Annotated in this window: 25 protein-coding genes; 9 read left to right on the top strand and 16 right to left on the bottom strand. The window is 30.1% G+C overall.

All coding sequences use genetic code 11. The features are described from left to right. Positions 1–31 precede the first annotated feature (31 nt). The gene (locus tag MODO_RS04725; RefSeq protein WP_059050768.1) at positions 32–874 is read right to left on the bottom strand and encodes an alpha/beta hydrolase family protein; all 843 of its coding nucleotides are present in this window, start codon (positions 872–874) and stop codon (positions 32–34) included. A gap of 112 nt (positions 875–986) precedes the next feature. Between MODO_RS04725 and MODO_RS04720 the strand changes: the two genes are divergently transcribed. After that, positions 987–1631 carry a hypothetical protein gene (locus MODO_RS04720; protein ID WP_006263592.1) on the top strand — a complete coding sequence of 215 codons (645 nt, stop codon included), beginning with the start codon at positions 987–989 and terminating at the stop codon, positions 1629–1631. A 263-nt stretch (positions 1632–1894) separates the two neighbouring features. On the opposite strand, the gene MODO_RS04715 is transcribed toward MODO_RS04720, so the two are convergent. Then, on the bottom strand, positions 1895–2389 hold the full coding sequence (locus MODO_RS04715; RefSeq protein ID WP_006261206.1) for a hypothetical protein: 495 nt from the start codon (positions 2387–2389) through the stop codon (positions 1895–1897). Next, positions 2361–3611, bottom strand: coding sequence for a hypothetical protein (locus tag MODO_RS04710; protein ID WP_235811653.1), 1251 nt, complete (start codon positions 3609–3611; stop codon positions 2361–2363). Before MODO_RS04710 ends, MODO_RS04715 begins: the two co-directional genes overlap by 29 nt. Before the next feature lie 415 nt (positions 3612–4026). Between MODO_RS04710 and MODO_RS04705 the strand changes: the two genes are divergently transcribed. Continuing rightward, positions 4027–4287 carry a hypothetical protein gene (locus tag MODO_RS04705; protein ID WP_006263590.1) on the top strand — a complete coding sequence of 87 codons (261 nt, stop codon included), beginning with the start codon at positions 4027–4029 and terminating at the stop codon, positions 4285–4287. Between the two features lie 25 nt (positions 4288–4312). Here the strand turns inward: MODO_RS04705 and mazG are convergent, their stop codons facing one another. The 3 genes from mazG to def form a co-directional block, all read right to left on the bottom strand. Then, positions 4313–5083, bottom strand: coding sequence for a nucleoside triphosphate pyrophosphohydrolase (mazG, locus tag MODO_RS04700; RefSeq protein WP_006263589.1), 771 nt, complete (start codon positions 5081–5083; stop codon positions 4313–4315). A gap of 75 nt (positions 5084–5158) precedes the next feature. Then, positions 5159–5578 (bottom strand): DUF5606 family protein, encoded by a 420-nt coding sequence (locus MODO_RS04695; protein ID WP_006258862.1) that lies wholly within the window; start codon positions 5576–5578, stop codon positions 5159–5161. Between the two features lie 63 nt (positions 5579–5641). After that, positions 5642–6229 carry a peptide deformylase gene (gene def, locus MODO_RS04690; protein ID WP_006258863.1) on the bottom strand — a complete coding sequence of 196 codons (588 nt, stop codon included), beginning with the start codon at positions 6227–6229 and terminating at the stop codon, positions 5642–5644. Between the two features lie 145 nt (positions 6230–6374). Here def and MODO_RS04685 point away from each other — a divergent pair, with 145 nt between their 5' ends. Beyond that, entirely contained in the window at positions 6375–8645 is a 2271-nt protein-coding gene (locus MODO_RS04685; RefSeq protein ID WP_059050764.1) for an FUSC family protein, read from the top strand. Positions 8646–8697: 52 nt separating this feature from the next. Here the strand turns inward: MODO_RS04685 and MODO_RS04680 are convergent, their stop codons facing one another. Further along, entirely contained in the window at positions 8698–9543 is an 846-nt protein-coding gene (locus MODO_RS04680) for a hypothetical protein (protein WP_059050762.1), read from the bottom strand. Between the two features lie 136 nt (positions 9544–9679). Here MODO_RS04680 and MODO_RS04675 point away from each other — a divergent pair, with 136 nt between their 5' ends. Then, on the top strand, positions 9680–10252 hold the full coding sequence (locus MODO_RS04675) for a hypothetical protein (RefSeq protein ID WP_016649409.1): 573 nt from the start codon (positions 9680–9682) through the stop codon (positions 10250–10252). Between the two features lie 120 nt (positions 10253–10372). Here the strand turns inward: MODO_RS04675 and MODO_RS04670 are convergent, their stop codons facing one another. From MODO_RS04670 to MODO_RS19170, 7 genes are all read right to left on the bottom strand, one after another. After that, the gene (locus MODO_RS04670; RefSeq protein ID WP_016649410.1) at positions 10373–11923 is read right to left on the bottom strand and encodes a hypothetical protein; all 1551 of its coding nucleotides are present in this window, start codon (positions 11921–11923) and stop codon (positions 10373–10375) included. Between the two features lie 5 nt (positions 11924–11928). Continuing rightward, positions 11929–12960, bottom strand: coding sequence for an HlyD family secretion protein (locus MODO_RS04665; protein WP_016649411.1), 1032 nt, complete (start codon positions 12958–12960; stop codon positions 11929–11931). A 6-nt stretch (positions 12961–12966) separates the two neighbouring features. Then, entirely contained in the window at positions 12967–14301 is a 1335-nt protein-coding gene (locus MODO_RS04660) for a TolC family protein (protein WP_235811652.1), read from the bottom strand. 184 nt (positions 14302–14485) lie between these two features. After that, complete coding sequence (locus MODO_RS04655) at positions 14486–15343, bottom strand: AraC family transcriptional regulator (protein ID WP_059050758.1); 858 nt, start codon at positions 15341–15343, stop codon at positions 14486–14488. 772 nt (positions 15344–16115) lie between these two features. Beyond that, on the bottom strand, positions 16116–16310 hold the full coding sequence (locus tag MODO_RS04650; RefSeq protein WP_006263581.1) for a CsbD family protein: 195 nt from the start codon (positions 16308–16310) through the stop codon (positions 16116–16118). 108 nt (positions 16311–16418) lie between these two features. Then, positions 16419–16553 (bottom strand): hypothetical protein, encoded by a 135-nt coding sequence (locus MODO_RS19675; RefSeq protein ID WP_006263580.1) that lies wholly within the window; start codon positions 16551–16553, stop codon positions 16419–16421. 65 nt (positions 16554–16618) lie between these two features. After that, complete coding sequence (locus MODO_RS19170; RefSeq protein WP_016649414.1) at positions 16619–16783, bottom strand: lmo0937 family membrane protein; 165 nt, start codon at positions 16781–16783, stop codon at positions 16619–16621. A 1072-nt stretch (positions 16784–17855) separates the two neighbouring features. On the opposite strand from MODO_RS19170, the gene MODO_RS04640 reads away from it, so the two are divergent. The 4 genes from MODO_RS04640 (at position 17856) to MODO_RS04625 (ending at position 20554) form a co-directional block, all read left to right on the top strand. Next, positions 17856–18497, top strand: a complete 642-nt coding sequence (locus MODO_RS04640; protein ID WP_059050756.1) for a KGG domain-containing protein — start codon at positions 17856–17858, stop codon at positions 18495–18497. Between the two features lie 52 nt (positions 18498–18549). After that, a complete protein-coding gene (locus MODO_RS04635; protein WP_006263577.1) occupies positions 18550–19164 on the top strand; it encodes a DUF892 family protein in 615 nt (204 codons plus the stop codon). A gap of 167 nt (positions 19165–19331) precedes the next feature. Then, positions 19332–19901: a hypothetical protein gene (locus MODO_RS04630; RefSeq protein WP_235811651.1), complete on the top strand. Its 570-nt coding sequence runs from the start codon at positions 19332–19334 to the stop codon at positions 19899–19901. A 14-nt stretch (positions 19902–19915) separates the two neighbouring features. Beyond that, a complete protein-coding gene (locus MODO_RS04625; protein WP_232297394.1) occupies positions 19916–20554 on the top strand; it encodes a DUF4142 domain-containing protein in 639 nt (212 codons plus the stop codon). Positions 20555–20628: 74 nt separating this feature from the next. On the opposite strand, the gene MODO_RS04620 is transcribed toward MODO_RS04625, so the two are convergent. Both MODO_RS04620 and MODO_RS04615 read right to left on the bottom strand, forming a co-directional pair. Further along, the gene (locus MODO_RS04620) at positions 20629–21552 is read right to left on the bottom strand and encodes a helix-turn-helix domain-containing protein (RefSeq protein WP_059050752.1); all 924 of its coding nucleotides are present in this window, start codon (positions 21550–21552) and stop codon (positions 20629–20631) included. Between the two features lie 386 nt (positions 21553–21938). Beyond that, positions 21939–22784 carry an SDR family oxidoreductase gene (locus MODO_RS04615; protein WP_006263573.1) on the bottom strand — a complete coding sequence of 282 codons (846 nt, stop codon included), beginning with the start codon at positions 22782–22784 and terminating at the stop codon, positions 21939–21941. Between the two features lie 484 nt (positions 22785–23268). On the opposite strand from MODO_RS04615, the gene MODO_RS04610 reads away from it, so the two are divergent. Beyond that, positions 23269–23916, top strand: a complete 648-nt coding sequence (locus MODO_RS04610; protein WP_006263572.1) for a hypothetical protein — start codon at positions 23269–23271, stop codon at positions 23914–23916. Positions 23917–24189: the final 273 nt, after the last annotated feature.

Genomic DNA, 24189 nt, shown 5'->3' with positions numbered 1-24189 from the left:
TTACCTTTCCTTTTTTATTTAAGATCAATAACTATTTCGTAGAATGAATAAATTGACTCGTAACTTTAGCGACATGCTCTAAATGTTTAGGCAGTGTTTCTTCTGTATACGGGTGTCTAGAACCAAACACATGATCTGCCTCATCTACTACATCCAAAAGAGAATTAGATACCCATTGATGTAATAATTGAGCTTCTTTTAGTGGTACTGCTGGATCATTAGTGCCTTGTACTATTAGAGTTGGTTTCTTTAAGTTTTGAGCCGCTTTCTGTACGTTTAAAATTGTCTCATTCTCTTCATAATCTTCCCAAAAAGTAAAGTAGTGTGGCATCTGCTGTTTTGTCCTACCATTTTCACTATAGAATACTCCTTTTGCTTTCCACTCTTCAAATCGGTCTCCTTTTGGAAAACGTTTTCTATAATCAGACACTCCTGCCCAGGTAATAATACCTTTTACATCTGCGTTGTAATACCCTTGTAAGATTACAGTTCCTCCTCCTCTACTATGTCCTATTAGATAAATATTTTCTTTATCTACTTCTGGCTTTTCTTTATAATAATCAATGACACTTGTAAGATCGCGTTGTTCTTGAGAGTATGTGTTTTGCCCAAAAGCTTCTAAATCACCAAACTCTTTAGGATTATCTATTGTTGTACCATTTAAAGAAAAATTAAACTTAACTGCATAACATCCTGTCTCTGCAATATAATCCATGGCTTTATCCCAAGCCCCCCAATCCTTAAAACCTTTATATCCATGACAGAATATTACTAAAGGCAAAGAGCTTACTCCTCTCAGATAACTACTGTCAGAAAGGAAAGGACGAGCAGTTCCTTCTATTAATACTTCTTCTTTTATTAAGTCTTTAATCATATCATTTTTTGTTTTTTAACATTCATACTATTAACTTTAAAAAAAGTTTAAAACTTAAAGACTTAAATTCGTCTTTATCCTTAAACCATTTTATTATTTAAAATCTATTATTATGAATGCATTTAAAAAGTTAATTATTCCAACTAAAACATTACTAGTTCCTGTCTTAGCTACTGTGCTATTCTTTTCTAGTAGTACAATAAACGCACAAGAGAAAGAGGGTTTAAATATTAAGAGTACTACAGTAGAATATCATATTAATAAGAATACTAAAGATAGTGAATTAGATGAGATTAAAAAAGAAGTTAACAACGAAAAGATAGCAAACCTTACTTTCTCAAATATAAAGAGGAATGCTAAAGGAGAACTTATTTCTCTTAAAACAAGCTTTAAAGACCAAAGAGGATCCTCTCAACAAAAGTCGGAGTATAACTCTAATGGGATAGCTGATTTCACAGTAAAAATACATCAAAATGAAGCAGGTGAACGCTATTTAGAGTTAGGTAATCGAACTAACCCTATGCTAAATACTGCAAATGATCCACATGCAGAAAGAGCATTATATTCTGAGCAAGCAAATGATGAATTTGAAGAATTCTTTGCTCAAGATTTTATGCAATTGATGAAAGGGATGCAAGAAGACATGAAAGCTCAACAGGAGATGTTCTTTAATTTATTGCGCGAGCATGAAGAAGCAAAAACAAAAGAGAAGTCCAATGATTCGAAAGAAACAAACAAAGAACAGATTAGCAAATAATCACTTACAGCTTCGATAAAGAAGCTTTACGCTGATAAAAACAGAAGTCCTTATGCACATTACGGCATAAGGACTTCTGTTTTTATCTTAACTCATTATATACTAAACAAATTTTGAATAGAGATGACTGTAGAACCATTATTTTGTTGATAATTAATATGAATTTATTGAAAATAGATTATCTCTGTTTTAATGTTAGTGTGTTATAATAATATAAAAAGCCTGAGCATTTCGCCAGGCTTTTTATACTTAATTATAGTCTTCTAATGAGATGTCCAGTGATAATCAAAATTTACTTTATAATACTTTACTGAATCTTCTTTATAAAGCATTAAATATAAATTTTCATATTTGAATTCTTTTTTATATATTAAATTAATATATAAAATTCCTTTTTTTGGAGGTGCCCCATACTTTTCTTTATATTTATCTTCATATATTTTGGCATATTTTTCTTCAATATCGTTATTAAACTTATTTAAAGATATTACTTTATGATTTTTTGGAATATCATCTATAACAACTTCTTTGATTAAGTCAAAATAGAAATTATCGGAGTTATTTTTATATTGCCACTTTTTTTTAGATTTATTGAAAGAAAACCACTCAGTAGTATTGTTTAGTAATTCTTTATTAGTATCTAAAATAATAACCTCTTTTACTGTTGTTTTTTGACTATATACAGGTTTTAAAGTGCTTAATATTAACAATATATATATTATATAGTGTTTATTTACAATTGATTTTGTTTTTATCATTTCTATATTCTTTTAAGTTGTCTTTTAATTCTTTTTTCTTTTTAGAAGATAGATTATTGTAATCAGTAGTGCCTTCTAATCCACCCCAAGCAATAGCTTCATAATATTTGTTGTCATATGAACTATCATATTGTTTAAGGGTTTTTACCATTAAATCAACATATGAATTAGCCATTAAATTATGTTGAGCTTCTTCTTTATTGTATCTTGAATAATAAGCGAAAAGACCTGGGAAATTTTTGGTTGTTAATTCTCTTCCTACAGAATCAATCCATCTCATTAGTGTAGCATGAATTAATTCATGTAACATTGTACCAGCTACTTCAAGGGGATAATCTATATGATTTTTATTAATTGTAATTTCATAATTATAAAAGCCTAATGGATCTGTCTGACCATGTACAATTGTATTACTTTTTGAATCAATAGATTCTAATTTCCATGTTAAATCTGGGGCTTTTAATTGATTATCAAAAGCATTAAGATACCTTTTAGCCATATCTACCCCTCCTAGTTTGTTATAAATAGCCATTATGCAGCTGTTGTCAGTAAATGTTTTATCAATGATTATTTTATATTCTGGGGCAGGTGATGTTACTACTGCCGTACCAGTACCTCCTCCCCCATTTGAACTCCCTCCTCCAGGTCTACTCCAACTATCTAACTCGTACATCGCATCAAGGTCTAAATAGCTACCTGAACCACCAGAATTCCCGTTATTTCCTTTTATAGTCCAATGAGGTCCTTCATCTTCTCTAATATTACCTGTTACTAATTTATCATTATTCCTTACTGATTTCTTATTATTTAATTCTTTATCATTACGATTGTAGATATAAATTTCTTGAGTATATACTACTGTTTTATCATTATATTTCATAACAATATCTTCTGTAGTTAGTTCTTGTGGTTTATCAGTGGATAAAAAGTAGTACTCTTCTCCTTCTTTGTTATACCCAATTAATAAGTTGAATTCGTTTTCATTTTTTGTGTTATACGTTTTTAACGAAATTCCTTTTTTATTATCCCCATAAGTAAATACTTTAGGATTATCCCAGTCTACATTTTTGAATTTTTCGTAGTTAGGAATTAGCTTATACTCTTCATTAAATTCAGTTTTAATTTTCTGAATAGAATTTTGTGATTTTTGATCAAGGTTATTAGAACTAACTTGATCATCATTTGAACAAGAAAACAATATTAAACTTGTTGTTAAAAACAAAATAGTTTTTTCATTTTAATTTAGAATTAGTTTATGTTTTTAATTTATCAATAACGAATGTATATAAAAACAATTGTTAATTAAAATTGAGGTTATTATAAAAATTAACATTTAACATTTGTGAGGTTTTTAGTGTCAAATCTTATGTTTGCCGAGCCCTTATGGTTTTTTAGAGTAGATGTTAAATGTTAGTAATTATAATAAAGATGTATCACAGCTATTGGACTATGATACATTTTGTGGATTACTTCACTTCTTTATTGAAATAACACAGATAGTAGTACATCTGTTTTATATATCTTGGTAATCAGTTTAAGAATTTGTAAGTATTAGCTAGTGTAAGAATCAATTGTTGAGTATCAGAAGTTGGTTAAATAGTTAGTAGATTACTAATGTTTAAATTAAATAAAAAAATATGAGTATAATTGCTGTGCACAGAGTTAACCTTAATAGAGAAAACGATGACAATTCACAAAGAGTAGAATGTGATAATTATAAGGACTTTGAACAATTTGAGTTTGTAAGTAATGATGGGAATCGAGATAAACTAGAGAGGTTTGTTGTCGGAAATAAAATATGTTATAAGAAAAAAGAGATTTTTGAAATTACAGGTGTTTTATCTCAAATCGGAATAGTTGATTGTCATATAGATATTGAATGCGAATTGTTAAAATAAAAAAGCCCCCTTAATTGGGGCTTTTTTATTCTTTTGCTTTATTCCAATATTGATCTAATTCTTGAAGAGTTACATCTTCAAAACTACCATTTTCTTTATTAACTAATTCTTCTACTATATTAAATCGAGAAATAAACTTACTGTTAGATCTTGCCAATGCCTTTTCAGGGTCAATCCCCTTATGACGAGCATAATTAACTAGTGTGAACAAGATATCTCCAAATTCTTCTTCCATTAGATCTTGATTATTGGCCTTCACTTCTACCTTAAACTCTTCTATCTCTTCCTCTACTTTTTGCCAAACATCACTGGCTTCATCCCAATCAAACCCTACTCCACTTGCTTTTTCTTGAATGCGATAAGCTTTTATTAATGCTGGTAATCCTCTAGGCACACCCGCTAAGACTGATCTGTTTCCCTCTTTTAATTTTAGTTTTTCCCAATTTGCCAATACATCCTTTTCAGAATCTACTTTTACATCACCATAAATATGAGGATGTCTAAAAATAAGTTTATCTGAGATACTATCAGCAACATCTTTAATATCAAACAAAGACTGTTCACTACCTATCTTAGCATAAAAAACAATATGCATTAATAAATCCCCCAGTTCTTTTTTCATTTCATCCGTATCCCCTTCTGTAATAGCATCTACTAATTCGTACATTTCTTCTACAGTAAGGTTTTTTAAGCTATCGAATGTTTGTTTTTTATCCCATGGACATTTTACTCTAAGCTCGTCTAGTATAGTTAGTAAGCGATCTATAGCCTCTAATTGCTCTTGTCTTGTATGCATCTTGATTCTTTTGGTCTAAAATAAAAAAAAGCCCGCTTTTTACAAAACGGGCTTTCTACATATAATTCTTATAAATTATTTTGCTTCAGTTTCTGTTGCAGCTGCACTAAAAGCTTCTGCAATTAATCCTCTTCTTTGAATGATATTATACCAATTCAATACTTTTTTGATATCAGAAACATATACTCTTTCTTCATCAAATTCTGGTAATACTTCTCTGAAGTAAGCCACTAATGTAGGATTGTCTTCTTTGTGAGAAATAGCTTCACCATTGTTTTCTTTTGCAGCAATGTTTCTGAAAACTTCAAATAACTTTACTTCTTCATTGTAAGTATAGATAGAAATTTCTGATAGTAAACTAACGTTATTTCTTAATCCTACTGTACTTTTTTTCCCATCAGCCAATGATTCAGCGATAAATCCTGTACGAGTTTGTACTAGTAACTCATATAAACCTGGTTTTCCCGAAATAGCTAAAACTTTTTCTAAACTCATTTTTGTCTAAATTTTACTTTAAGAGTCGCAAATATCTTAAATTGTTATTAATAATCAAGTTATTTATCTACCTTTTTTCTTAGTTAATTTCATTTTATAATCTGTAAATATTTTTCCTTCAAGGATATTATTTAACTTTTTAGAAATTAACTTCTTTTTTAAGATAGATATTTTATCTGTAAACAGCACACCTTCAATGTGATCGTACTCATGTTGAATAACTCGTGCCGCAAGACCATCAAATTCTTCTACATGTTTAACGAAGTTTTCGTCAAAATATTCTATTTGTATCTTAGATTTTCTTTTAACTGGTTCGTGAACATCTGGAATACTCAAACATCCTTCATTAAAAGACCACTCTTCTCCTTCTTCTTTTAAAATCTTAGCATTTATAAATGTTCTTTTAAAAGTAGTTAAAAAAGCTATTTCTTCTTCTGTGTTCCCGTCCATTTCTGCAAAAGGAGCTGTATCTACAACGAATAATCTAATAGGTAATCCTACCTGAGGTGCTGCTAATCCTACTCCATGTGCTCCATACATTGTATCGTACATATTAGCTATTAGCTCTTGTAAGTTTGGATAGTCTTTAGTGATATCTTCTCCCACTTTACGTAGAACAGCGTCACCATACCCAACTATTGATAATATCATGTCTTCTTATTTTATTCTAAAGGTGCAAAAATACTCAAAAATAAATGAATAAATAATACTACAAATTATTTTTGATGTCTTATTTGTTTTATCTTGCTTGATAAAAAGTACTATTCTCTAATTAAAGCCAAAGATTAAGTAACCTATGCTAGGAAAAGCTAGAAAATTCACAGATAATACGCATCTTGCAGATTCGTTAAAAATCACTATATCAGCTGTTGTCCCTTTTTTAATACTAATGCCCTATGAAGCTTTTGATTGGGCTTTTGCTGCAGCTATTGGTGCCATGTTAACAGCTCCTGTTGATATTCCTAGTAATAAAAAAGATAAAATAATAGGGCTTTTAGTAGGTGCATTTACTGTACCAGCTGTTACTTTCACCCTATCCATCACTGATGGCAACTGGTATTTCTACCCGATATTTGTCTTTATATTCTTCTCTTTAAGCATGATATCTGTATACGGTCATCGTGCAAATATGCTTTCATTTACAGGACTATTAGCGGCTAGTTTAGGGTTAGCACATAGTTATGAAGGGCATGCCTTATTTATGCACTGTTTAATGCTTCTATTAGGAGGATTACTTTACTTATTGGTATCTGTTACTTTTAATCTACTTAGACCAAAGCGATATGCCGTATTACAGACATCTGAGTGTATGGAGCTTACAGCAGATTATCTAAAACACAGAGGACAACTGTGGGATAAGAATGCTAATGTAGAAAAGATCACAGAAGAACAATTAAATATACAAGTAAGCCTCAATGAGGTACATGAAAACCTGAGAGAATATTTAGTTCGAAATAAAGCTAATACTGGCAACTCTTCTAATAACCGTAGATTGCTAGTAGCCTTCTCTACTCTAGTAGAAATACTAGAAGTAGCTGTATCTACTTCTTTTGAACACAATAAATTACATGATTTATTTAGCAAAAGACCTGAAATTATAGAATGTTATCAGAAATTAGCTTATCACTTTGCAGAGACGATTGACGATATTGCCTACTCTATAAACTTAGGGACTAAGTATAGATCTAAATATGACCTATCTAAAGAATTAGCAGAGATTCAGGCTATGCTTAACGATTTTGTTAAGAATGGAGAGTCTACTAATATGGTAGAAGCTGTAGTCATGTTCTCGAATGTTATCCATTATGCGGAAAATCAGGTAAACAAAATTCATGATTTAGAAAAAGCTCTAACAGAGAAAGCATTTAGCGCAGATGTAGAAGAGCGCTTTAAGGATTTAGAAAAATTCTTAACTCCTGTGCATTATCGTTTAGAAACTCTTAAAGAGAACTTAAACTTTACCTCTACCATATTTAGACATGCTCTAAGACTTACCTTGACCATATTAGCAGGACTTATCGTTAGTAAAATATCAGGTGTATTAAACGGGTATTGGATATTACTAACTATCGTTGTTATTATGCGTCCTGGTTTTGGATTGACTAAGCAGCGATCTTTTGAGCGTGTAATAGGTACTGTTATTGGAGGTTTAGTGGCTATAGGATTGTTATATATTATTCCTAGTGCTACAGTTATTGCTTATATTACAGTACTAACCATGATTATAGGGTATTGGTTCTCTCACACAGACTATAAAGTTGGAGTTACCTTTATCACGATGTATGTAGTACTGATATATGGGTTACTTACACCTGATTTTATGGATGTTATGATCTATAGAGTTATTGATACTATCATAGGAGCACTATTAGCCTTCGGAGCGAACTATCTACTATGGCCTTCATGGGAATTCTTAAACCTAAATACACATCTAAAAAAATCGATAGAAGCGAATAAAGAGTACGTAAAGGAAATTACGCTTTACTACAACGAAAAAGGAGAAGTAACCCTACCTTATAAATTAGCTAGAAAATATGCTTTTATTGAAATAGGTAACCTTATGGCATCCTTTCAACGTATGATTCAAGAGCCTAAGTCTAAACAGAAGTATAGAACAGAGCTCTACGAATTAGCCGTACTTAATCATACCTTCCTTTCGACAGCTGCTTCTATAGGAATATACGTACAGTCACATACAACTACCAAAGCTTCTGAAGCATTTAATGTAGTTATGGACTATACAATAGGTAATTTAAAACAAACTATCGCTCTATTAGAAGATTATAATAATGGTGAGATAACCATCATAGAACGCAGTGAAAACTTTAATCTCAGTATGTCATATCTAAAAGGTATCCGTGAATACGAATTAAAGAAAACTTACTCTGATGATAAACAAATACAGAGCCTGATGGAAGAGTCTGTATTGGTTATTGAGCAACTGATGTGGTTATCCTCACTTTCAGAAAAGATATTCAAGATTACAGCTAGCATTGCAGCATTAAAGAAACAAGAAGAATCTGAAGTATCTATGCTAAGTTCACTTAGAAAGAAGATTATACCATAAAAACAAAGGGGGATGTTATGTACATCCCCTTTTGCTTTATTAGTATCTAGTTCTACTCTTCACTACTATCTACATAATTTTTCATCTCTATACTATATTCAAGATTATTTAGTTTGTTTAGAATGGTACTACTTTTCTTATCGATAAGCCTTCCTCCTTCTTCGATGGTTAACTCTTTTAAATTTTGAAGCTTCTCAAATGGTTTTAATGATTCAATATCTCCCATAGCTGATAAATAAACAGCCTTTAAAGTACTTACCTCTGCAATAGACGTTATCACATTATTTATCTTTTTGCAAGCACTCAACTCTATATCTTCTAAGTGCGTAAGTGTACTTAACCAATTAACATCTATCAGCGTAGGTATTTTTACCAAATAAAGTGCTTTTAAGGCACTTAAGTTGACTAAACTACTCCATTTACACTCTTTACTTTTTTCTATTGATAAAGATTCTATTACAGTGTTTACGGGAAAAACAAAGCCTTCCTTATCAAAGTTTTCTATAAAGACTGTTCTTAAAGTAGGATGTACAAACAAATTCTCAAATAGCTTAGAATAGGGAGTAAACAATTCCTCCAAAGTTGTAAACTTCAACCAATCTAATGGTTCTTTCCCTTTATACTGACAACCTTTAATCTCTAAGCGCTTTAAGTTTACAAACTGATATAGCCAATTCTTATCAATATTGATATCTTTTAAGTGAAGAATCTGTATCGTTTTAAACAAAGGAGCAAAGGATTCGTCTAATAATATTTCTAAGCCGCTTTCCTGTCCTGATATAATTAAATTAGTTATTCGTTCTTCTTGACTAAAGATTATGAGAGATTGAGCAGAATCTCCTTTTTCTACTATAATGAATCTTTCTTTACGTCCAGGGGTTGTTGTACCTATATACATCTTTATTACACTCTTTTATATTATTTCAAAGATCATACTATTCTCATTTCGTAAATATCCCCATTTACAGCGAATATTCGTACAGTATATATAGCTTACCTTTGCTTCATAAACGATCAAAAAATAGAAATTAAAGATGAAAAAAATCGGTCTTAGCTTATTACTATTCATAACTGTACAAATAAGCAGCTGGGCACAAGAAGGAACTGTACAAGTAGAAGTGAAACAAAATGGTGCTATCGTTCCTATACAGGATGGAGTTGTCACACTTAAAAGCAATGAGTTTGTATTCGAAGTTACTTCAAATAATGTAGATGGTTTTCTAATAGGAGCTACTTTTGATAACGATATCTATCGCTCTGCTATAGGCGAAGCTGATTTAGAAGTAGAATGGTTTAACAGCACTGCTATCGCAGATGAAGTTTTTAATCCTAATAAAGAACTGATTATTTCGGATGAAGTACCTACTTATTGGTATTATACGAACGCTAAAGACCATCGATTTGATAAAAATCCAAAAGGAAATGCAGAACACTGGGTTGGAAATAGAACAATAAAAGTACTTAATAATTTGTCTAGCTATGAGACAATTCCCTTAACGAAATTTAAAGATTCTGTATATGTGTATTTTTACTCTCCTATTTACGACGAGGACTATAATCTAACAGAAGTTATTATTCTATATACAGCAGAATTAAGATTTAATTAAAAAAGAAAATCGCTTATTACTTTAAAAGCCAATGATAGAAGACTATTATTGGCTTTTTATTTTAAAGACCTACAGCGTTTTTACTAGACTCAGTTCTATGTAAGAGATAAGTTCTACAAACTATACCCAATTTTTAGAGTTCAACCTTATCCATAATCTACGCATTTGTACAGTCCTTATCTTCTTAGACACCCCAAAACCATGTAAACTAACAGCTAAAACAACAGGTATAGAAAGCAATAAGATCATACCATAAATAGTTTTAAAAGATGCTATTAGCGCTTGTTGTTGCACAAAAGAAATAGATAAATTAGAAGAGTTTTCCACAAAGCTATAATTAATAAATAAAGCGTGATTTCCTAGAATTTCTTTTTGTAAATAATAGCTTAAATAACTATAGATCGCAGAAAAAACAGCTAGGGCCAAAAAAGTTCTTACGATCAACATTAAGGACATGATAGATAACGAATCATCTAAAGCTAACCCCATAGTTAGGTAATGCCATAATCCTATATATAATATACCAATAGCTAATGCACGCATAAAATGGGTGAAATAGAAATATGTAATTGTCAGATATGGATTTATATAAAAATAGGAAATGAGATACTGCAAAATAAAAATACCAAAACCTAACAAGATAAAAGTCTTCAATCCCTTATTATTGTTTTTAAGTAGTATTAACCCAATTGCCCCCGCGAGTAAAGAACCTGGTAACATAGCTAAGTTTACCTTTGCCAACGTCAGGTTATCATAATGAAGAATTGTTGACATAAGTGTTGTATCAAATCCACTTGCACCTTGATATACTCCTAATATAAAAATAAAAACAGCTGCAATTTTGACATTCTTTTTTCTAAAACTAAACAATTGCCAAAATTGTCGCTTTAAATAACGCTGCCTAAAAACCCCTAGTACAATCAGTATCAATCCACTACTCAAGTATAGAAAGCCTCTATAATCACCATAAAACCAATTGTATTCTTGTAAAAAAGCAAATAAATGACTCCATAGTGCAAACCCGACACTTAAACAAACTACACTAAACCAATCAATATAATACAAAGGATAATATCTTGAAAAAGCAGCAGTATGCACTGTAAAAAGACTCAGGATAGCACAAAATATAAGTAAAATAGCAAAAACAACAGAGGTTCTTTCCCAACTATACCCATAAGCTAAATAAATTGCTAGAAAGGTTCCCATGGCTACTATAGCGTATAGTATAGCGTAAAAATATGCATAGGACTTCACTTTTGCCCCCGTTTTTTGTGTTACTACAGTAATAAAGAGCAAAGTAAATTCAGAAAGACAATTCATTTTAATTACTCCCATACTAAAACTAATAACTAATAGCATCAAGTAGCTCGTATTATAAATTGACACAAATGATAATGCGGCTAAAAGTAAACATCCCCAAAACAATTTAGTTTGTGCTTTTAAAACCATCTTAACACGTATAATAATTGGAAAGGTCAATGCCATTCCAATTATCATCGTGTTATTTGCACTACTAATAACTCCCGAAGACCAACCTTGTGTACTGTATATCTCAGCGGCGTTACCAGGATATACAGCATAGACATTAACCAATACAAAGCCAAAAACAAACATGATAATAAACTGTAATGGCTCAGAAACATAAGCTTTAAAAAGTCCTTTATTATACATAGTTCTTATTTTTTTAGGCGTACAACAACATTCATTCCTGCAATCAACTGATCTAAATCTATATTATCCGTTGTAAATTCTATTCGTACAGGTATGCGCTGTTGTGTTTTAACAAAATTTCCTACAGCATTGTCTATAGGAATACCTGCATACTTAGAGCCAGTCGCACCAGATATAGCCGTAATAGTTCCTATAAACTCTCTTCCTCCTAATGCATCTACAGAAATAGAGACACGTTGTCCTATCGATAAGTTTTTTACTTGTTTCTCTAAATAATTTGCTGTTACCCATTTACCTTTAGACTCTACTAAAGACGTAAGTTGTTGATTAACTTGTGCCAATTGCCCTTCATTGTAATACCTCCTGCCTATCACTCCATCATGTGGAGCTATAATTACTGTATAGCTTAAGTAAAGCTTAGCTAAAGCTATGGCCGATTTAGCCTTTTCTATTTGAGCCAAGTCTAGAGCAAGTGCTTCTTTGTTTTCTTGTACTAAAAGCTCAGTAGTTCTTTTTTGTTTTATTAATTTTTCAAGATTAGCTCGCTCACTTAAATACTGTGATTCAATCTGCTCATACTGTTGATGAGTCACAGCTTGCTCTTTTAATAATGTGGCATAGCGCGTATAATTGCCTTGATGGTATTTTACTTTTACAGTTGATTCCTTAATCGTAGAACCTACTACCCCTACATTGTTTTCGAATCCCTTAATAGCTACTAGTCGCTGGTTATATGCTGCTTGAGCATTAGCCAAGTCTGACTGTGCTTTTTGGTATTGAATTCTCAGTTCTGAATCGTTTAATATAAACAAAGTGTCTCCTTTTTTTACATCTTGATGTTCTTTAAAGTTTACTTTCTCCACATAAGCATTTACTTTAGAATGAATAGGGATAACATGGCCTTCAATCTGAGCTGAATTAGTGTAGCTATTATCATTTAAATGAAAGAATTCAATAATAGCTATAGATACTAAAACCAGTACACCTACTACTGTAAGTGTATTAAATAAAATATAATTGCGTTTTCTAGATGTCATAATTGTTTAGTTTAATAAATTTAAATCTCCTATCAAGTAAGATAAATAGAGTGTTGAATAAAGTAGTTCTGCCTGAGTATGGGCTAGCTTTAGCTCTGTTTCTAACAGAATATTACTGGCATTAAAGACATCTAAGTATAAGGCTAATTGAGCTTTATACTTATTTTGTATAATACGGTAATTCTCTTTTGCTTGTTCTAAAGCTTTTTGTAGTTGTTTTTGCTGACTTAAGTGTAATCTTACTTGCAAGTATCCTTGTGAGATATCTTTATTCAGTTTCTTTATTACATAGTTTTGTTGCTCTTCTGCAATATTTAATTGTATCTGATAGGTTTTCTCTCTTTTTTTTGCCGTATATAAAGTCATTAAATCATACTTTATCCCAACACCTACTTGCCATGTATTCGCATATAAGTCCAGCTGAGGAGTAGTACTTCTTATAGGTCGATCAGTAGCAGACTGCATAAAACCATACAATGCAGGCCAGCGCTTACTCTTTTCTTTTTCTAAATGTAGTTTTTGAAGTTCTACTGCTTGTTCTTCTTTTTTTAAAATCAAAGACTTTTTATGCGCTTCTTCTACATAATAGTTCTCTTGTTTAAGAAAATCTTGTAGAAAGGGAATAGAAGAAGCATTTGTCTTTATTTTAATACTATCAGCCCCCATGGCTAACTGAAGCTCACTTTGCAAAATTCCTAAATCTGTTCTATTACTTTCTTGTTTTAATTCAATATCAGATATCTGTAGTTCTGCTAATAAAACTTCTTCTTTCGTTACCATTCCCTGTTCTAGGTACTGCTGAACAAGCGTTAATCTGTCCTGAGCTAATGCTTTATTCTTAATATAAATAGACTGGAGCAACTCTACTCTATATAAATTTAAATAGTATTTACTCACCATTAATTCTAAATCTAATCGCTGTTGAGCCAAATCTAATTGGGATAAAAATAAGGCTAATTCATGCCCTTGTATTGTTTTAGTAATGCGATGTCCATTAAAAATAGTTTGATTTATCTCAAGGTGAATTCCTTGATTGAAATGAAGATTTTTTAGGGTTCCTTCTTGGTTCAACTTTTTATCAAAAAGAGTTGTATTTCCTTGATACCCCATTGTCATTTGAATATTTGCTTGTGGCAATCGCTCTATTTTACTGCTTTCTAATTCACTATAACGAAGTTTTACTTCTTCTTCACCTTGTTTTAATTGAGGATGATGCTGTAATGTTGCTTGAATAACTTCTTGTAAAGTCAACGATACAGGAGGTTGATTTTGTGCTATTGTTTTACTTAGCATTGCTTGTAAAAACATCAGACAAAACAACTTTAATTTTATTCTTTTCATTTTGTAATTCGTCTTATATTATACCTTTAAAAACAAATTACACAGCTACATAAAACTATAATAAACAGTAATAATCTCTGATTACATCGTGTTTAAAAATAGAATCTTAACCGTATAAATTGTCAAGGCAAAGTAAAGACTGGTTGTAAAAAAAGACAAGAGAGTTATATCTGTATAACTAGGACTAATCACGGTTTTTACCTCTAAAAACAATAGGAGTACATCCTTCATTTTTCATAAATAAACGAGAGAAGTAAGAATAATCTTCATATCCTAAAGCAGAAGCTATTTCTTTAACAGATAAATCTGTATAGAACAACATTCTTTTAGCCTCTAAAATTACGCGCTCTTGAATCACTTTAGAAACAGCTATCCCTAATGTATGTGTAATGCATTCATTAAGATAAGTAGTAGAGATATGAAGTAGTTCGGCGTAATAACTTGGGCGTTTGTGGTGCACGAAATAAATATCTAATTCCTTGACAAAGCTTAGAGTAATCTTTTCAAAACGATTAGACGGTATAGGCGAAAAACCTTGATTTAAGTATTGATCTAAAAAAAGTGAAATATAAACATTCACACTATTTTTTAAAGTTGCAGTATAAAAAGTTAGTTCTGATTTTTTATAGATATCTATACATAATTGAGCTGTGTTTTTTAATAGAGATATATTTTCTTTAGAAAGTTGCACAAAACGCGTTTGTAAAAACATAGATTGAATCGACGACTTATACTCAGGTGCAATATACTCTGACTTAATCGCAAGTACATAATACAGAACCTCTTTAAATTCAATATTCTTATGTACTTGCCCAGGACTAGTGTATAATAAACTAACACCACTTAGCTCATAATTAGTAAAATCAATTTCTACCTTCAACTCCCCTTTCATTAAAAACAAAAAAACATGATAATCATGACGATGAGAGTCTTTAAGCGCCCCCATAATATCAGACAGTGACTTAGCTGTGACTTCTTGAAAGAAAATTCCATCATGTGCTTGTCCTGCAATATTCTTTAATGAAACTTGTTTTGTCTTCATTTTTCGCTCTTATACTGAATTTTTTACAAGATACTAAATCAATAAACAAAGGCGGTACTAAAATCCCCTTTGTTTGTTCAGCTAGGCAAATTACTAGTTAATTATAAAATTCAAAAAAACACTTCTATTTAAAAGTTTAATTTTCACTCTACTATTGGCACTTCCTATTTTTTTAAAAAATAAATAAAGACTACCTAATATGAAGAAACCTATAAAACAAATCTCCTTCCTACACCCTCTTTTCTCCTATCTATTTTTTCACTACCTTTGCCTACAGTAAAGGCTTTGACTCAATGGTTATTATTGAGAATATTCTTCTATTCAAAGTCTGGTACATCTCACCAAAAAGAAAGCACAAATCACAGCTTTCAAAATTTAATTTTTAAAATTTTAACAAGTTTTTTAACACTATGAATTCGCCATAAATCGAGTATTCATGCGGTCTCCGTTGTGATTTGTTCGGAAGGTGTTCGGAAAATACCCCCTTTTTCCGAACACTTTGCAAAGAACTTCCGAACAACGTCCAAACAACCTTCCCGAAAGCCTTGCTATCACTCGCTTTACCACGTGCTTAGACACGCTAAAAAACGCCTAAGTGTTAATATCTTTAACAGCTGTGATTTGTCCTGTTTTTTGAATTTATATTGGTTACAATATTCTCATTGTGAGATATCTGCTTAAAAAAAGAGCATTTCTTTATAAATATAAAGAAATGCTCTTTTTTACATATTATATTAGATAATATAAATAAACTTAATAAGATTGAAATCATTTATTCTTCTTTCCAATTTTTGATAACTTCTTCAATCTCTTCACGTGTCTTTCCACTTTTTTCTTGAAGCTTTCCAACAACTTCGTCAAATTTTCCTTCAGCGAAAACCTTATCATCATCGAACCATTGTCCATATTTTTGTTTAACAGCTCCTTTAATACGTTTCCATTTTCCTTCTAATTCTAAATTATTCATAATTAGTGATTTATTAAATTATTACTCTATTTTTCTCAACAGTTTTACTCTGTTTACCAAGTAACTACACTTTGTTAAGTACAATTACTTTTTAATTCATACTAATAGTTAATCTGATATACAGTCTTCGATATCCTTAACCTCTTTCATGAATTTTTTCTTCACTACTACTGCTAATACAACTACTCCTATAGCCGCACAGCAAAAGATTTTTCCTAATTGATACATTTTTTCTTTTTCCATAATTTTGTTTTTAAGATTAGTAAATTATATTCTAGTCTCTTGTTTATTATTCTATGATATCTAAACTAGAGCTCGCTTTTAGGTCCCTTTATAACTCGTGATATAAGCATTAGTAAGACAAGTATTAACAAGATATGTACTGCCCAACCGAGCACTTGTCCAAAAGCAAAAAAACCTACTGTCCATCCTATTAAAAGAATTACGATAATTAACCAAAATACATTTCTCATATGTTAAGTTTTAAGATTAGTTTTTACTGCTTGATAGATTTGTTGATTAGTATTACTTTTGGTAGTCTTGACGCTTGATCAAAGTATTTTATTCTTTAATCCCTGTATTAAAGTAATACCTATGTATTTTTATATTTTATACATATATAAAAGCTATTTACAACTAAATAAATACAAATAGTGTACTACTATAATATTTTTATCAATAAAAAAGAGAATAATCTTCTTTTCAATAGCGTGGTATATAGTGTCAGTACTAAAGCTAGCATAAAAACCATAGGCACCTTGCTAATGTTTTATAAAAACTCTTTAATAATTAAAATATCGAGGAATAAATGAGTAAAAAAATCTCAATTTGAGTAATTTTTACTCAAAAAAACCAAAATAAAAGGTAAATCGAGATCTGTAATCACTATCTATTTGTGTGATTATAAAAGCTAGTAAATATTTTATAGTAATTTCTATCAATATTAATATAGAAAGTTACATATAGAATAATTAATTTATTCTACTTATAGAATCAAAAAAAATAAGTAACATACTTTCAAATGTCTTTCTTATACAAGAAGAACAGATAATATTGCAAATACAAAAAACAAACATTGTTGATTTAAAAAAAATAGCCTGTAAATCCCAAATAATACGTAGAAAAACGAGTATTAAATACACGGTATGTATAAAAAGTAAACATTTATTCTACATATTTTATATTATGCTTGCCTACTATATTTGTTAAAAGAAATAATTTAAAAAAACACAAACAACTCATTTATAGTTATTTATATAAATTATTTTATTAATTGTAATACTATTACTTACAATTAACTTATTATATGATACATAAATGAATATTTTTCAATACATAAAGACATTCATTCATATAAATTAACAATATTATTATATTATATTTTTTTATTTCTTAAAAAATTCAATAATCACAAACAACCTTAATCCCTTGTAATTCCTGTTGTTCAAAGATTTTTTAACAGTTGATATCACCTCCTACTCTATTTTGTTCTATTTCATTTTTCAAGCATGGATATTGAACTAACTAAAAGTAACTGTGACATTTATGACAGCTAGTATCACAGTAATATTAACTTTTAAACAAAAAATTATGAACCACCACAATTCTAGAAACAGAGGGTCACAAAGTAGTCGACAATCTGATTTTTATCAAATGGCAGAAGAAATTTATCAATTAGGTTATGAACATGGTTATGACGATGGAGCTGATGATCAAGCTTATGATGATGATATTGAGCAAGAAGAAATTGAACAATTCTTCGATGAAGATGATTTCTACGATCAGGACTCGTCTTATGACAACAACTTCAATGAAGATGATCACCCGAGAGATTCACAAGGCCGATTTATTTCAAAAGGACAAGGAAGAAGATCAAATAACTCAACATATAGCAACAGGTCTTCTAATTCTCAATCATATGGTAACAGATCTCAAAATTCAAGAGGACAAGGTCAATCGTCAAGGAGATCAAACTCTAATCATAACAACCAAAGAAGTTATTATAATAGTGCAGATAACAGAACTGGTTCAAATTCATCTAGAAGAACTAACAATGGAAGTTCACGTCGCGGTTTTGCAGCAATGAGCAAAGCAAAAAGAACTGAAATTGCAAGAATGGGGGGACGTGCATCACATGGTGGTGGACGCTCTAACAGTAGTTCAAGGGGAGCATATTCTTCTAGATAGTAATTTAGATAGAAGGAGAGTTTCTCTCCTTCTTCTTTAAAACCTAAAACACATGAAAAAATCAAATAATATTTCGAAGGGAGCATCTGAGTTTAAAGATCTTTTTATCCACTTATTAAAAGGTATCTATAATACAGAACATGGCATTTTAGATTCCTTACCTACTATGATAGAAAAGGCTACAACCCATGAGTTAAAAGATACACTAAAAGATCATGAGATTGTCACGCAAAGACAAATCATTCGATTAGAAAAAATTTTTAGAACTCTTGGAATTACAAGCGAAAAAGAATCTTGCCTAGTGATGAAGACCTTTGACGAAGTAACTCAGAAAATAGTAAAAATAACAAAAGACGGAAGTATGGTAAGAGATGCTGGACTCATTGTTATTGCTCAACAAATAGAACATTATGAAATAGCGACTTATGGCGGACTAATCCAATTTGCCCTTGCTATTGAGGAATATGATATTGCTGATTTATTAGAACAAACTTTAGATGAGGAAGAACAGGCTGATTGTGAATTGACTCATATAGGAGAATGCCACATCAATATAGAAGCCAGTGATCAGAATGTAGAAGATGAAGATGTAAAAGAATCTACAAGTAAATCTAGTTCAGCAAATCAAACCAAAAAGAGTAGCCAGCCCAAGGATAAAGTAAAATAGATTTACTCAATTCAATATTCTTTTCTAAAAATTGCTAGAACTAGAAAATGAAGTGGCTTACCTAGGTCATATCTCCATAGTATAAAATCTTTCATAATAACCCGAAAGTAAGCCACTTTCATTAAAAAACAATCATGTATATCACTCTAAATTATAAATTTTTTCTTTTGCTATTCACTATAATTATCTTAATTACTGTGTTCTTTACTTCTTGTAGAAGAGATCCAAATCATTACAGATCAACTTATAGGTCTAAAACAAATGAAGTTGTAGATACAAACTCATCTCCTATTCAAGATCATAAAAATAGTAAAGCTTATAATGATTCTTTGACAAAACACTTTAGTACGCTTGTAAAAACACAGTTTTATTATACAGAAGCTGCAAAAGAGAAAAGCAGAGATAAAAGAATAGTTGACTTTGCTAATACTATAATAATTGAATATCAAAACATTTTAAAAGAAATGAGTATCCTTGTTCAATCTACAACACAAGATAGTATTATCAACCTGAGTGACAAGAGGCTTGTTCTTCATAAACTAGAAAACAGCTATTCAAAGGACTATGAGTCCCTTTTCTTAGAAGAAACTATCAAACTACAATTCAGTATCAGAGAAGTCTTATGGCAAATTAAAAATAATACTCTTAATACTGACCTACAAGTATTCTATGAGAAACTAATACAAGAAACTGAAATACGTATAGATGAAGCAACCAATCTATTAGATAATGTATAACCAATATTTAAATTATGAAAACATACATAAAAATGATTTTTTTAGCATTAATAATAGCCCTCGCCGCTATCGCATGTAAAGAAAGACCTACAGCTAAAGACCCAGAAAAAATGGCTAAAGATCAAAATAAAGCTAATCTTGACCATACTAACTATTCTCAAGATAACTATCATCGAGAGGATTCCAAACAAGGTATAAATCAAAACAATCACAATGATAAAAAATATGCTGATTTAATAGTTGACGTGATAAGTGATCAACTATATGAAATAGAGTTAGCAAAAACTGGAAAAACTAGAGCAAATAGTCTTAGAGTACGTGAATTCGCAACAGAGCTTGAGAAGCATCATACTAAAAGATTACAACAATTAAATGCTTTGGCAGGGCAATTCAATTATGCTATTCCAAGAAATTTATCCGATTCACAATGGAAAGATATTCAGGATATAGAATCAACAAATAGTAAAAAATTTGACAAAAAATGGATCGATGAAGTGATTTCTGCTCATAACAAGGCAGTAGATATTTTAATTAAAGGAATTGATAAAACAGATCATATCAATATTAAAAACGAACTGAACAATACGCTACAAGAAGTAAGATCTCATCTTGAATCTGCAAACTACATTAAAAATAATATTATAAATAAATAGCTGTAATACATATATTATGCTTTTTTACTTTTTTTTTTACCGCCATATACTCTATGGCGGTTTTTATAATAACATTATTCTGTATTTAAGCCTTTACTATATTTTTTTCTAAACTCAGCGGGGTTATGATTTGTAGCTTTTTGAAAATTTCTAAAAAAATTAGAATAATCTGTAAATCCACATTTATGTGCTATATTATTAATTGATAAATTAGAATAAATCAATAATTGCTTAGCGTACTTAATGCGTTGCTCTAAGTAAAAAGAATAGAATGTTTGATTATACATTGCTTTAAACCCTTTCTGAAATACATTTTTATTAATCTGAAATTGCTCAATTAATTCATCAATAGTATAAATACGATCATATTCTTTATTACAGAGAATAGCATGAATTTGTTGTATTTTTTGTTTGTCACTGAATTTAATCTCTCGAATTTTAGTGTAATCAGGGGTATTCTCTTCTTTTTTTTCTGTCTCAAAGATTGGATTAACAATAGCAAAGCTCATCCAAATCTCTCTAGACTGCCCCATATAATGGAAACCACAATAGCCTTTTATCGATTCTCCTTTAATTAATAGTTCTAATGAAAAAGAAGTTCTTTTGGTTGGGGTTTGAAGAAAAATCAGAAAATTCTTAAGCCATTTTTCCTGATCTTGTTCAGAGACTAAGTCTAAAAGGTAATTATCTATAAAATCTATTTTATCTAAGATATTGTCTTTAGCTTTAATTAACGACATATCTAATATCCTACCTTCAGGACTAATTTTAATAATACAAGATGTGATATACTCATAACCAAGAGTCGGCTGAAGAGTAATGAAATACTTAAACTTATTTTCATACTCTTCTGCTAAAATATTAAATACTGTTTCTGCATTTGAAAAACAGTCATTTTCAATATTAGAACTAAGGCGTTTAGTATAATTCCCTTTAGCTAAATCATCTAGAGCTTCTAAAAAGGCTTGAAATCTTTCTTTATTGATTTTTATAGACATCTAATTTTAATTTAAGGTAAGTGTTACAATAATCTCATCAGCATTTATCTTTACCTAACAACAATTAATTTTAGATACTTACAAGAATTAAATACACTTTAAATAAGACATAGCTCTAATAAAATGTTTTTACTACTTTTAAAAAAAGAGATAATAACGATAATTTAACCATCAACAGAAGGTTATTTGTACTTTATTAAAATCAATCGTTTATAAGGTTGTTGTTCAAATTTAAATATTACTAAAATAGTATCAAAGTATATTTATATTTTTTGACATTACAACAATATACATTAAAATCAATCTAATTTATACTAAAAAATTAACCCCCACTTAAAAGCAGGGGTTACTTATTTAAAACAATTTTACATTTTTTTGTTTCTAACCTATAAGGTTATACGACCACCAGTAGCCGCAATGATAGCTCCTGAAATATAAGAGGCTTGATCACTTGCTAAAAAAACATATATAGGAGCGATTTCACAAGGTTGCCCAGGTCTTCCCATAGGAGTATTCTTTCCAAAATTATCAACATCAGAAATAGTTGTTGGAATTAATGGAGTCCATATAGGTCCAGGGGCCACAGCATTGACTCTTATTTCCTTTCCTTGTTCCAAAAACATTTTACTCATACTAGCTGTTATATTTTGAATAGCAGCTTTGGTAGAAGCATAGGCTAAAAGACTGGGATTAGGATTATATACATTGACTGATGTTGTATTGATAATACTACCTCCTTTAGGAATAAATTTAAGACTATACTTTATCATAAAAAATAATGCATCTAAATTAGTCTGATATGTTTGCTTCCAATCCTCTATAGTAATTTCTTCAAAAGTTTTATGCTCCCTTTGAAAAGCGGCATTATTAATTAGTACATCTATTTTACCAAATTTCTTGACAGTATCTTCAACAATCTTTTTACAATTTTCGGCTTTCTGAAGATCTAATTCAAAAGCTATTCCCTCTGCTTTTGCATGTTTGATCCAATTTAAAGTATCTTGTGCATCTTCTCTTTCTAATGAGGACAAATACACTATTGCAACATTAGCTCCTTCTCTAGCAAAAGCTATGGCAGTAGCTTTACCTATACCAGAATCTCCTCCTGTAATAAGTACTGTCTTATCTTTAAACAATCCTTTCCCTTTATAAGAAAATTCTCCATGATTAGGTCTGTTTTTCATATCTAATTCATTTCCTGGAGGAATTTGTTTGGTTTCTGAATATTCCATAATTTAATTTTTAAGGTTAATACAACCTATTAAAAGACAAAATCTATGCTAGTTACCAAATCAGATAGAACAACAAGCTACAAGACTTACTTATGTCAAGAAATAAATATTCAATAGAAAGTAAATATGAGTAAAAAACACACACATTGTAGATTAATTACACAAAAATTCTCTTTAATTAAAAAATCATCTTCTGATTAAGCTTAGTTTTTCTGAATATTAAAAAAGATTATTTACATAAAAATAAAACACAACTATTTGTTATTATGTAACTTAATAATTAAATATTATGTTATATAGTTGATTTTATTATTACGGTAGTAGTTATATTTTATTTTAAGGTTAAAATAAAAGCTATGTTATAATACATAAAATGCAATATTGTTTTATTTTAAGCATAGCTTTTGCTTTCTAACTATTGAAGAATAAAATGATAAAATACTAGCTGTCACTAATTTTTTATTAATTAAAAAACTTCAATATTATGAATAACCGTAATAATAGCTCTAGAGCTTACAATAGATCAAGAACAAGAGATAATTTTAATTCATCAAAAGATCGATCAAACCAATACTCTAATCGTTTTGATAGTTATGGAGATAACAATTATTTTGGCGATAACCGTTATGATGATTCTCAATACGATATGAGTGGACACAACTACAATAATAATCAAGATTATTATAATGATGAGTATCAAAGTGGTACTAATCGAGACAATTACTATAATGATAACTACAACCATAATAATAATTACATGGATAGTTATGATCAAAATTTAGAATACCCTAGAGATGACTATAATATGGATTCAGATGGATACCATGAACATTACCCAGGTTATAATGAACAAAGTCATTATGGCTATGGCGAAGATTCTTTTGATACAAGAAATCATTCACAAAATAGAAATATGGGGCGCTCTTTTAATAATAGACAATCTCAAGATTATCGACAACAGAGAGATTATCGACGTCCGCAAATATGGATGGATAATGATGAACAATACTCTTCAGATAGATTAAACAATACTGATTATTACGGAATGAATTCTTCTAGAAACAATTCTAATCATAATCAACAACGTAGATCTAGACGTCACTATGGTTTTGGTAATAGAAATAATTACTAAAAAAAAATCATAAAGTGTTATTTTTCTAAGTATGCAGTAAAGGATGAAATATTCCTTTACTGTTTTTTTTATACTACTCAACAGATTTTCACTTTAAGGATGAGATTTAATTAAATCATTCTCATTATGAGACATTTACAAACAATACAATCTATTACTTATACCTGCTTCCTTCTAAGTATTCTATCTCTAATCTCTCCCTTCTTCCCTAGGTCTTTACATAAATTTAATATGAGATAATCGCCTAACATGATATTTGTCACTTAATTACTC

The sequence above is a fragment of the Myroides odoratimimus genome (assembly GCF_001485415.1).
Taxonomy (GTDB): domain Bacteria; phylum Bacteroidota; class Bacteroidia; order Flavobacteriales; family Flavobacteriaceae; genus Flavobacterium; species Flavobacterium odoratimimum.
This window is presented reverse-complemented; position numbering and strand designations above follow the sequence as displayed.

Coding starts and splice junctions, on each gene's coding strand:
- MODO_RS04640 (WP_059050756.1), top strand. CDS start 17,856: ATGACAGCTAGTATCACAGTAATATTAACTTTTAAACAAAAAATTATG.
- MODO_RS04660 (WP_235811652.1), bottom strand. CDS start 14,301: ATGAAAAGAATAAAATTAAAGTTGTTTTGTCTGATGTTTTTACAAGCA.
- MODO_RS04720 (WP_006263592.1), top strand. CDS start 987: ATGAATGCATTTAAAAAGTTAATTATTCCAACTAAAACATTACTAGTT.
- MODO_RS04655 (WP_059050758.1), bottom strand. CDS start 15,343: ATGAAGACAAAACAAGTTTCATTAAAGAATATTGCAGGACAAGCACAT.
- MODO_RS04695 (WP_006258862.1), bottom strand. CDS start 5,578: ATGAGTTTAGAAAAAGTTTTAGCTATTTCGGGAAAACCAGGTTTATAT.
- MODO_RS04705 (WP_006263590.1), top strand. CDS start 4,027: ATGAGTATAATTGCTGTGCACAGAGTTAACCTTAATAGAGAAAACGAT.
- MODO_RS19170 (WP_016649414.1), bottom strand. CDS start 16,783: ATGAGAAATGTATTTTGGTTAATTATCGTAATTCTTTTAATAGGATGG.
- def (WP_006258863.1), bottom strand. CDS start 6,229: ATGATATTATCAATAGTTGGGTATGGTGACGCTGTTCTACGTAAAGTG.
- MODO_RS04680 (WP_059050762.1), bottom strand. CDS start 9,543: ATGTATATAGGTACAACAACCCCTGGACGTAAAGAAAGATTCATTATA.
- MODO_RS04665 (WP_016649411.1), bottom strand. CDS start 12,960: ATGACATCTAGAAAACGCAATTATATTTTATTTAATACACTTACAGTA.
- mazG (WP_006263589.1), bottom strand. CDS start 5,083: ATGCATACAAGACAAGAGCAATTAGAGGCTATAGATCGCTTACTAACT.
- MODO_RS04635 (WP_006263577.1), top strand. CDS start 18,550: ATGAAAAAATCAAATAATATTTCGAAGGGAGCATCTGAGTTTAAAGAT.
- MODO_RS04685 (WP_059050764.1), top strand. CDS start 6,375: ATGCTAGGAAAAGCTAGAAAATTCACAGATAATACGCATCTTGCAGAT.
- MODO_RS04675 (WP_016649409.1), top strand. CDS start 9,680: ATGAAAAAAATCGGTCTTAGCTTATTACTATTCATAACTGTACAAATA.
- MODO_RS19675 (WP_006263580.1), bottom strand. CDS start 16,553: ATGGAAAAAGAAAAAATGTATCAATTAGGAAAAATCTTTTGCTGTGCG.
- MODO_RS04620 (WP_059050752.1), bottom strand. CDS start 21,552: ATGTCTATAAAAATCAATAAAGAAAGATTTCAAGCCTTTTTAGAAGCT.
- MODO_RS04615 (WP_006263573.1), bottom strand. CDS start 22,784: ATGGAATATTCAGAAACCAAACAAATTCCTCCAGGAAATGAATTAGAT.
- MODO_RS04625 (WP_232297394.1), top strand. CDS start 19,916: ATGAAAACATACATAAAAATGATTTTTTTAGCATTAATAATAGCCCTC.
- MODO_RS04715 (WP_006261206.1), bottom strand. CDS start 2,389: ATGATAAAAACAAAATCAATTGTAAATAAACACTATATAATATATATA.
- MODO_RS04650 (WP_006263581.1), bottom strand. CDS start 16,310: ATGAATAATTTAGAATTAGAAGGAAAATGGAAACGTATTAAAGGAGCT.
- MODO_RS04725 (WP_059050768.1), bottom strand. CDS start 874: ATGATTAAAGACTTAATAAAAGAAGAAGTATTAATAGAAGGAACTGCT.
- MODO_RS04610 (WP_006263572.1), top strand. CDS start 23,269: ATGAATAACCGTAATAATAGCTCTAGAGCTTACAATAGATCAAGAACA.
- MODO_RS04670 (WP_016649410.1), bottom strand. CDS start 11,923: ATGTATAATAAAGGACTTTTTAAAGCTTATGTTTCTGAGCCATTACAG.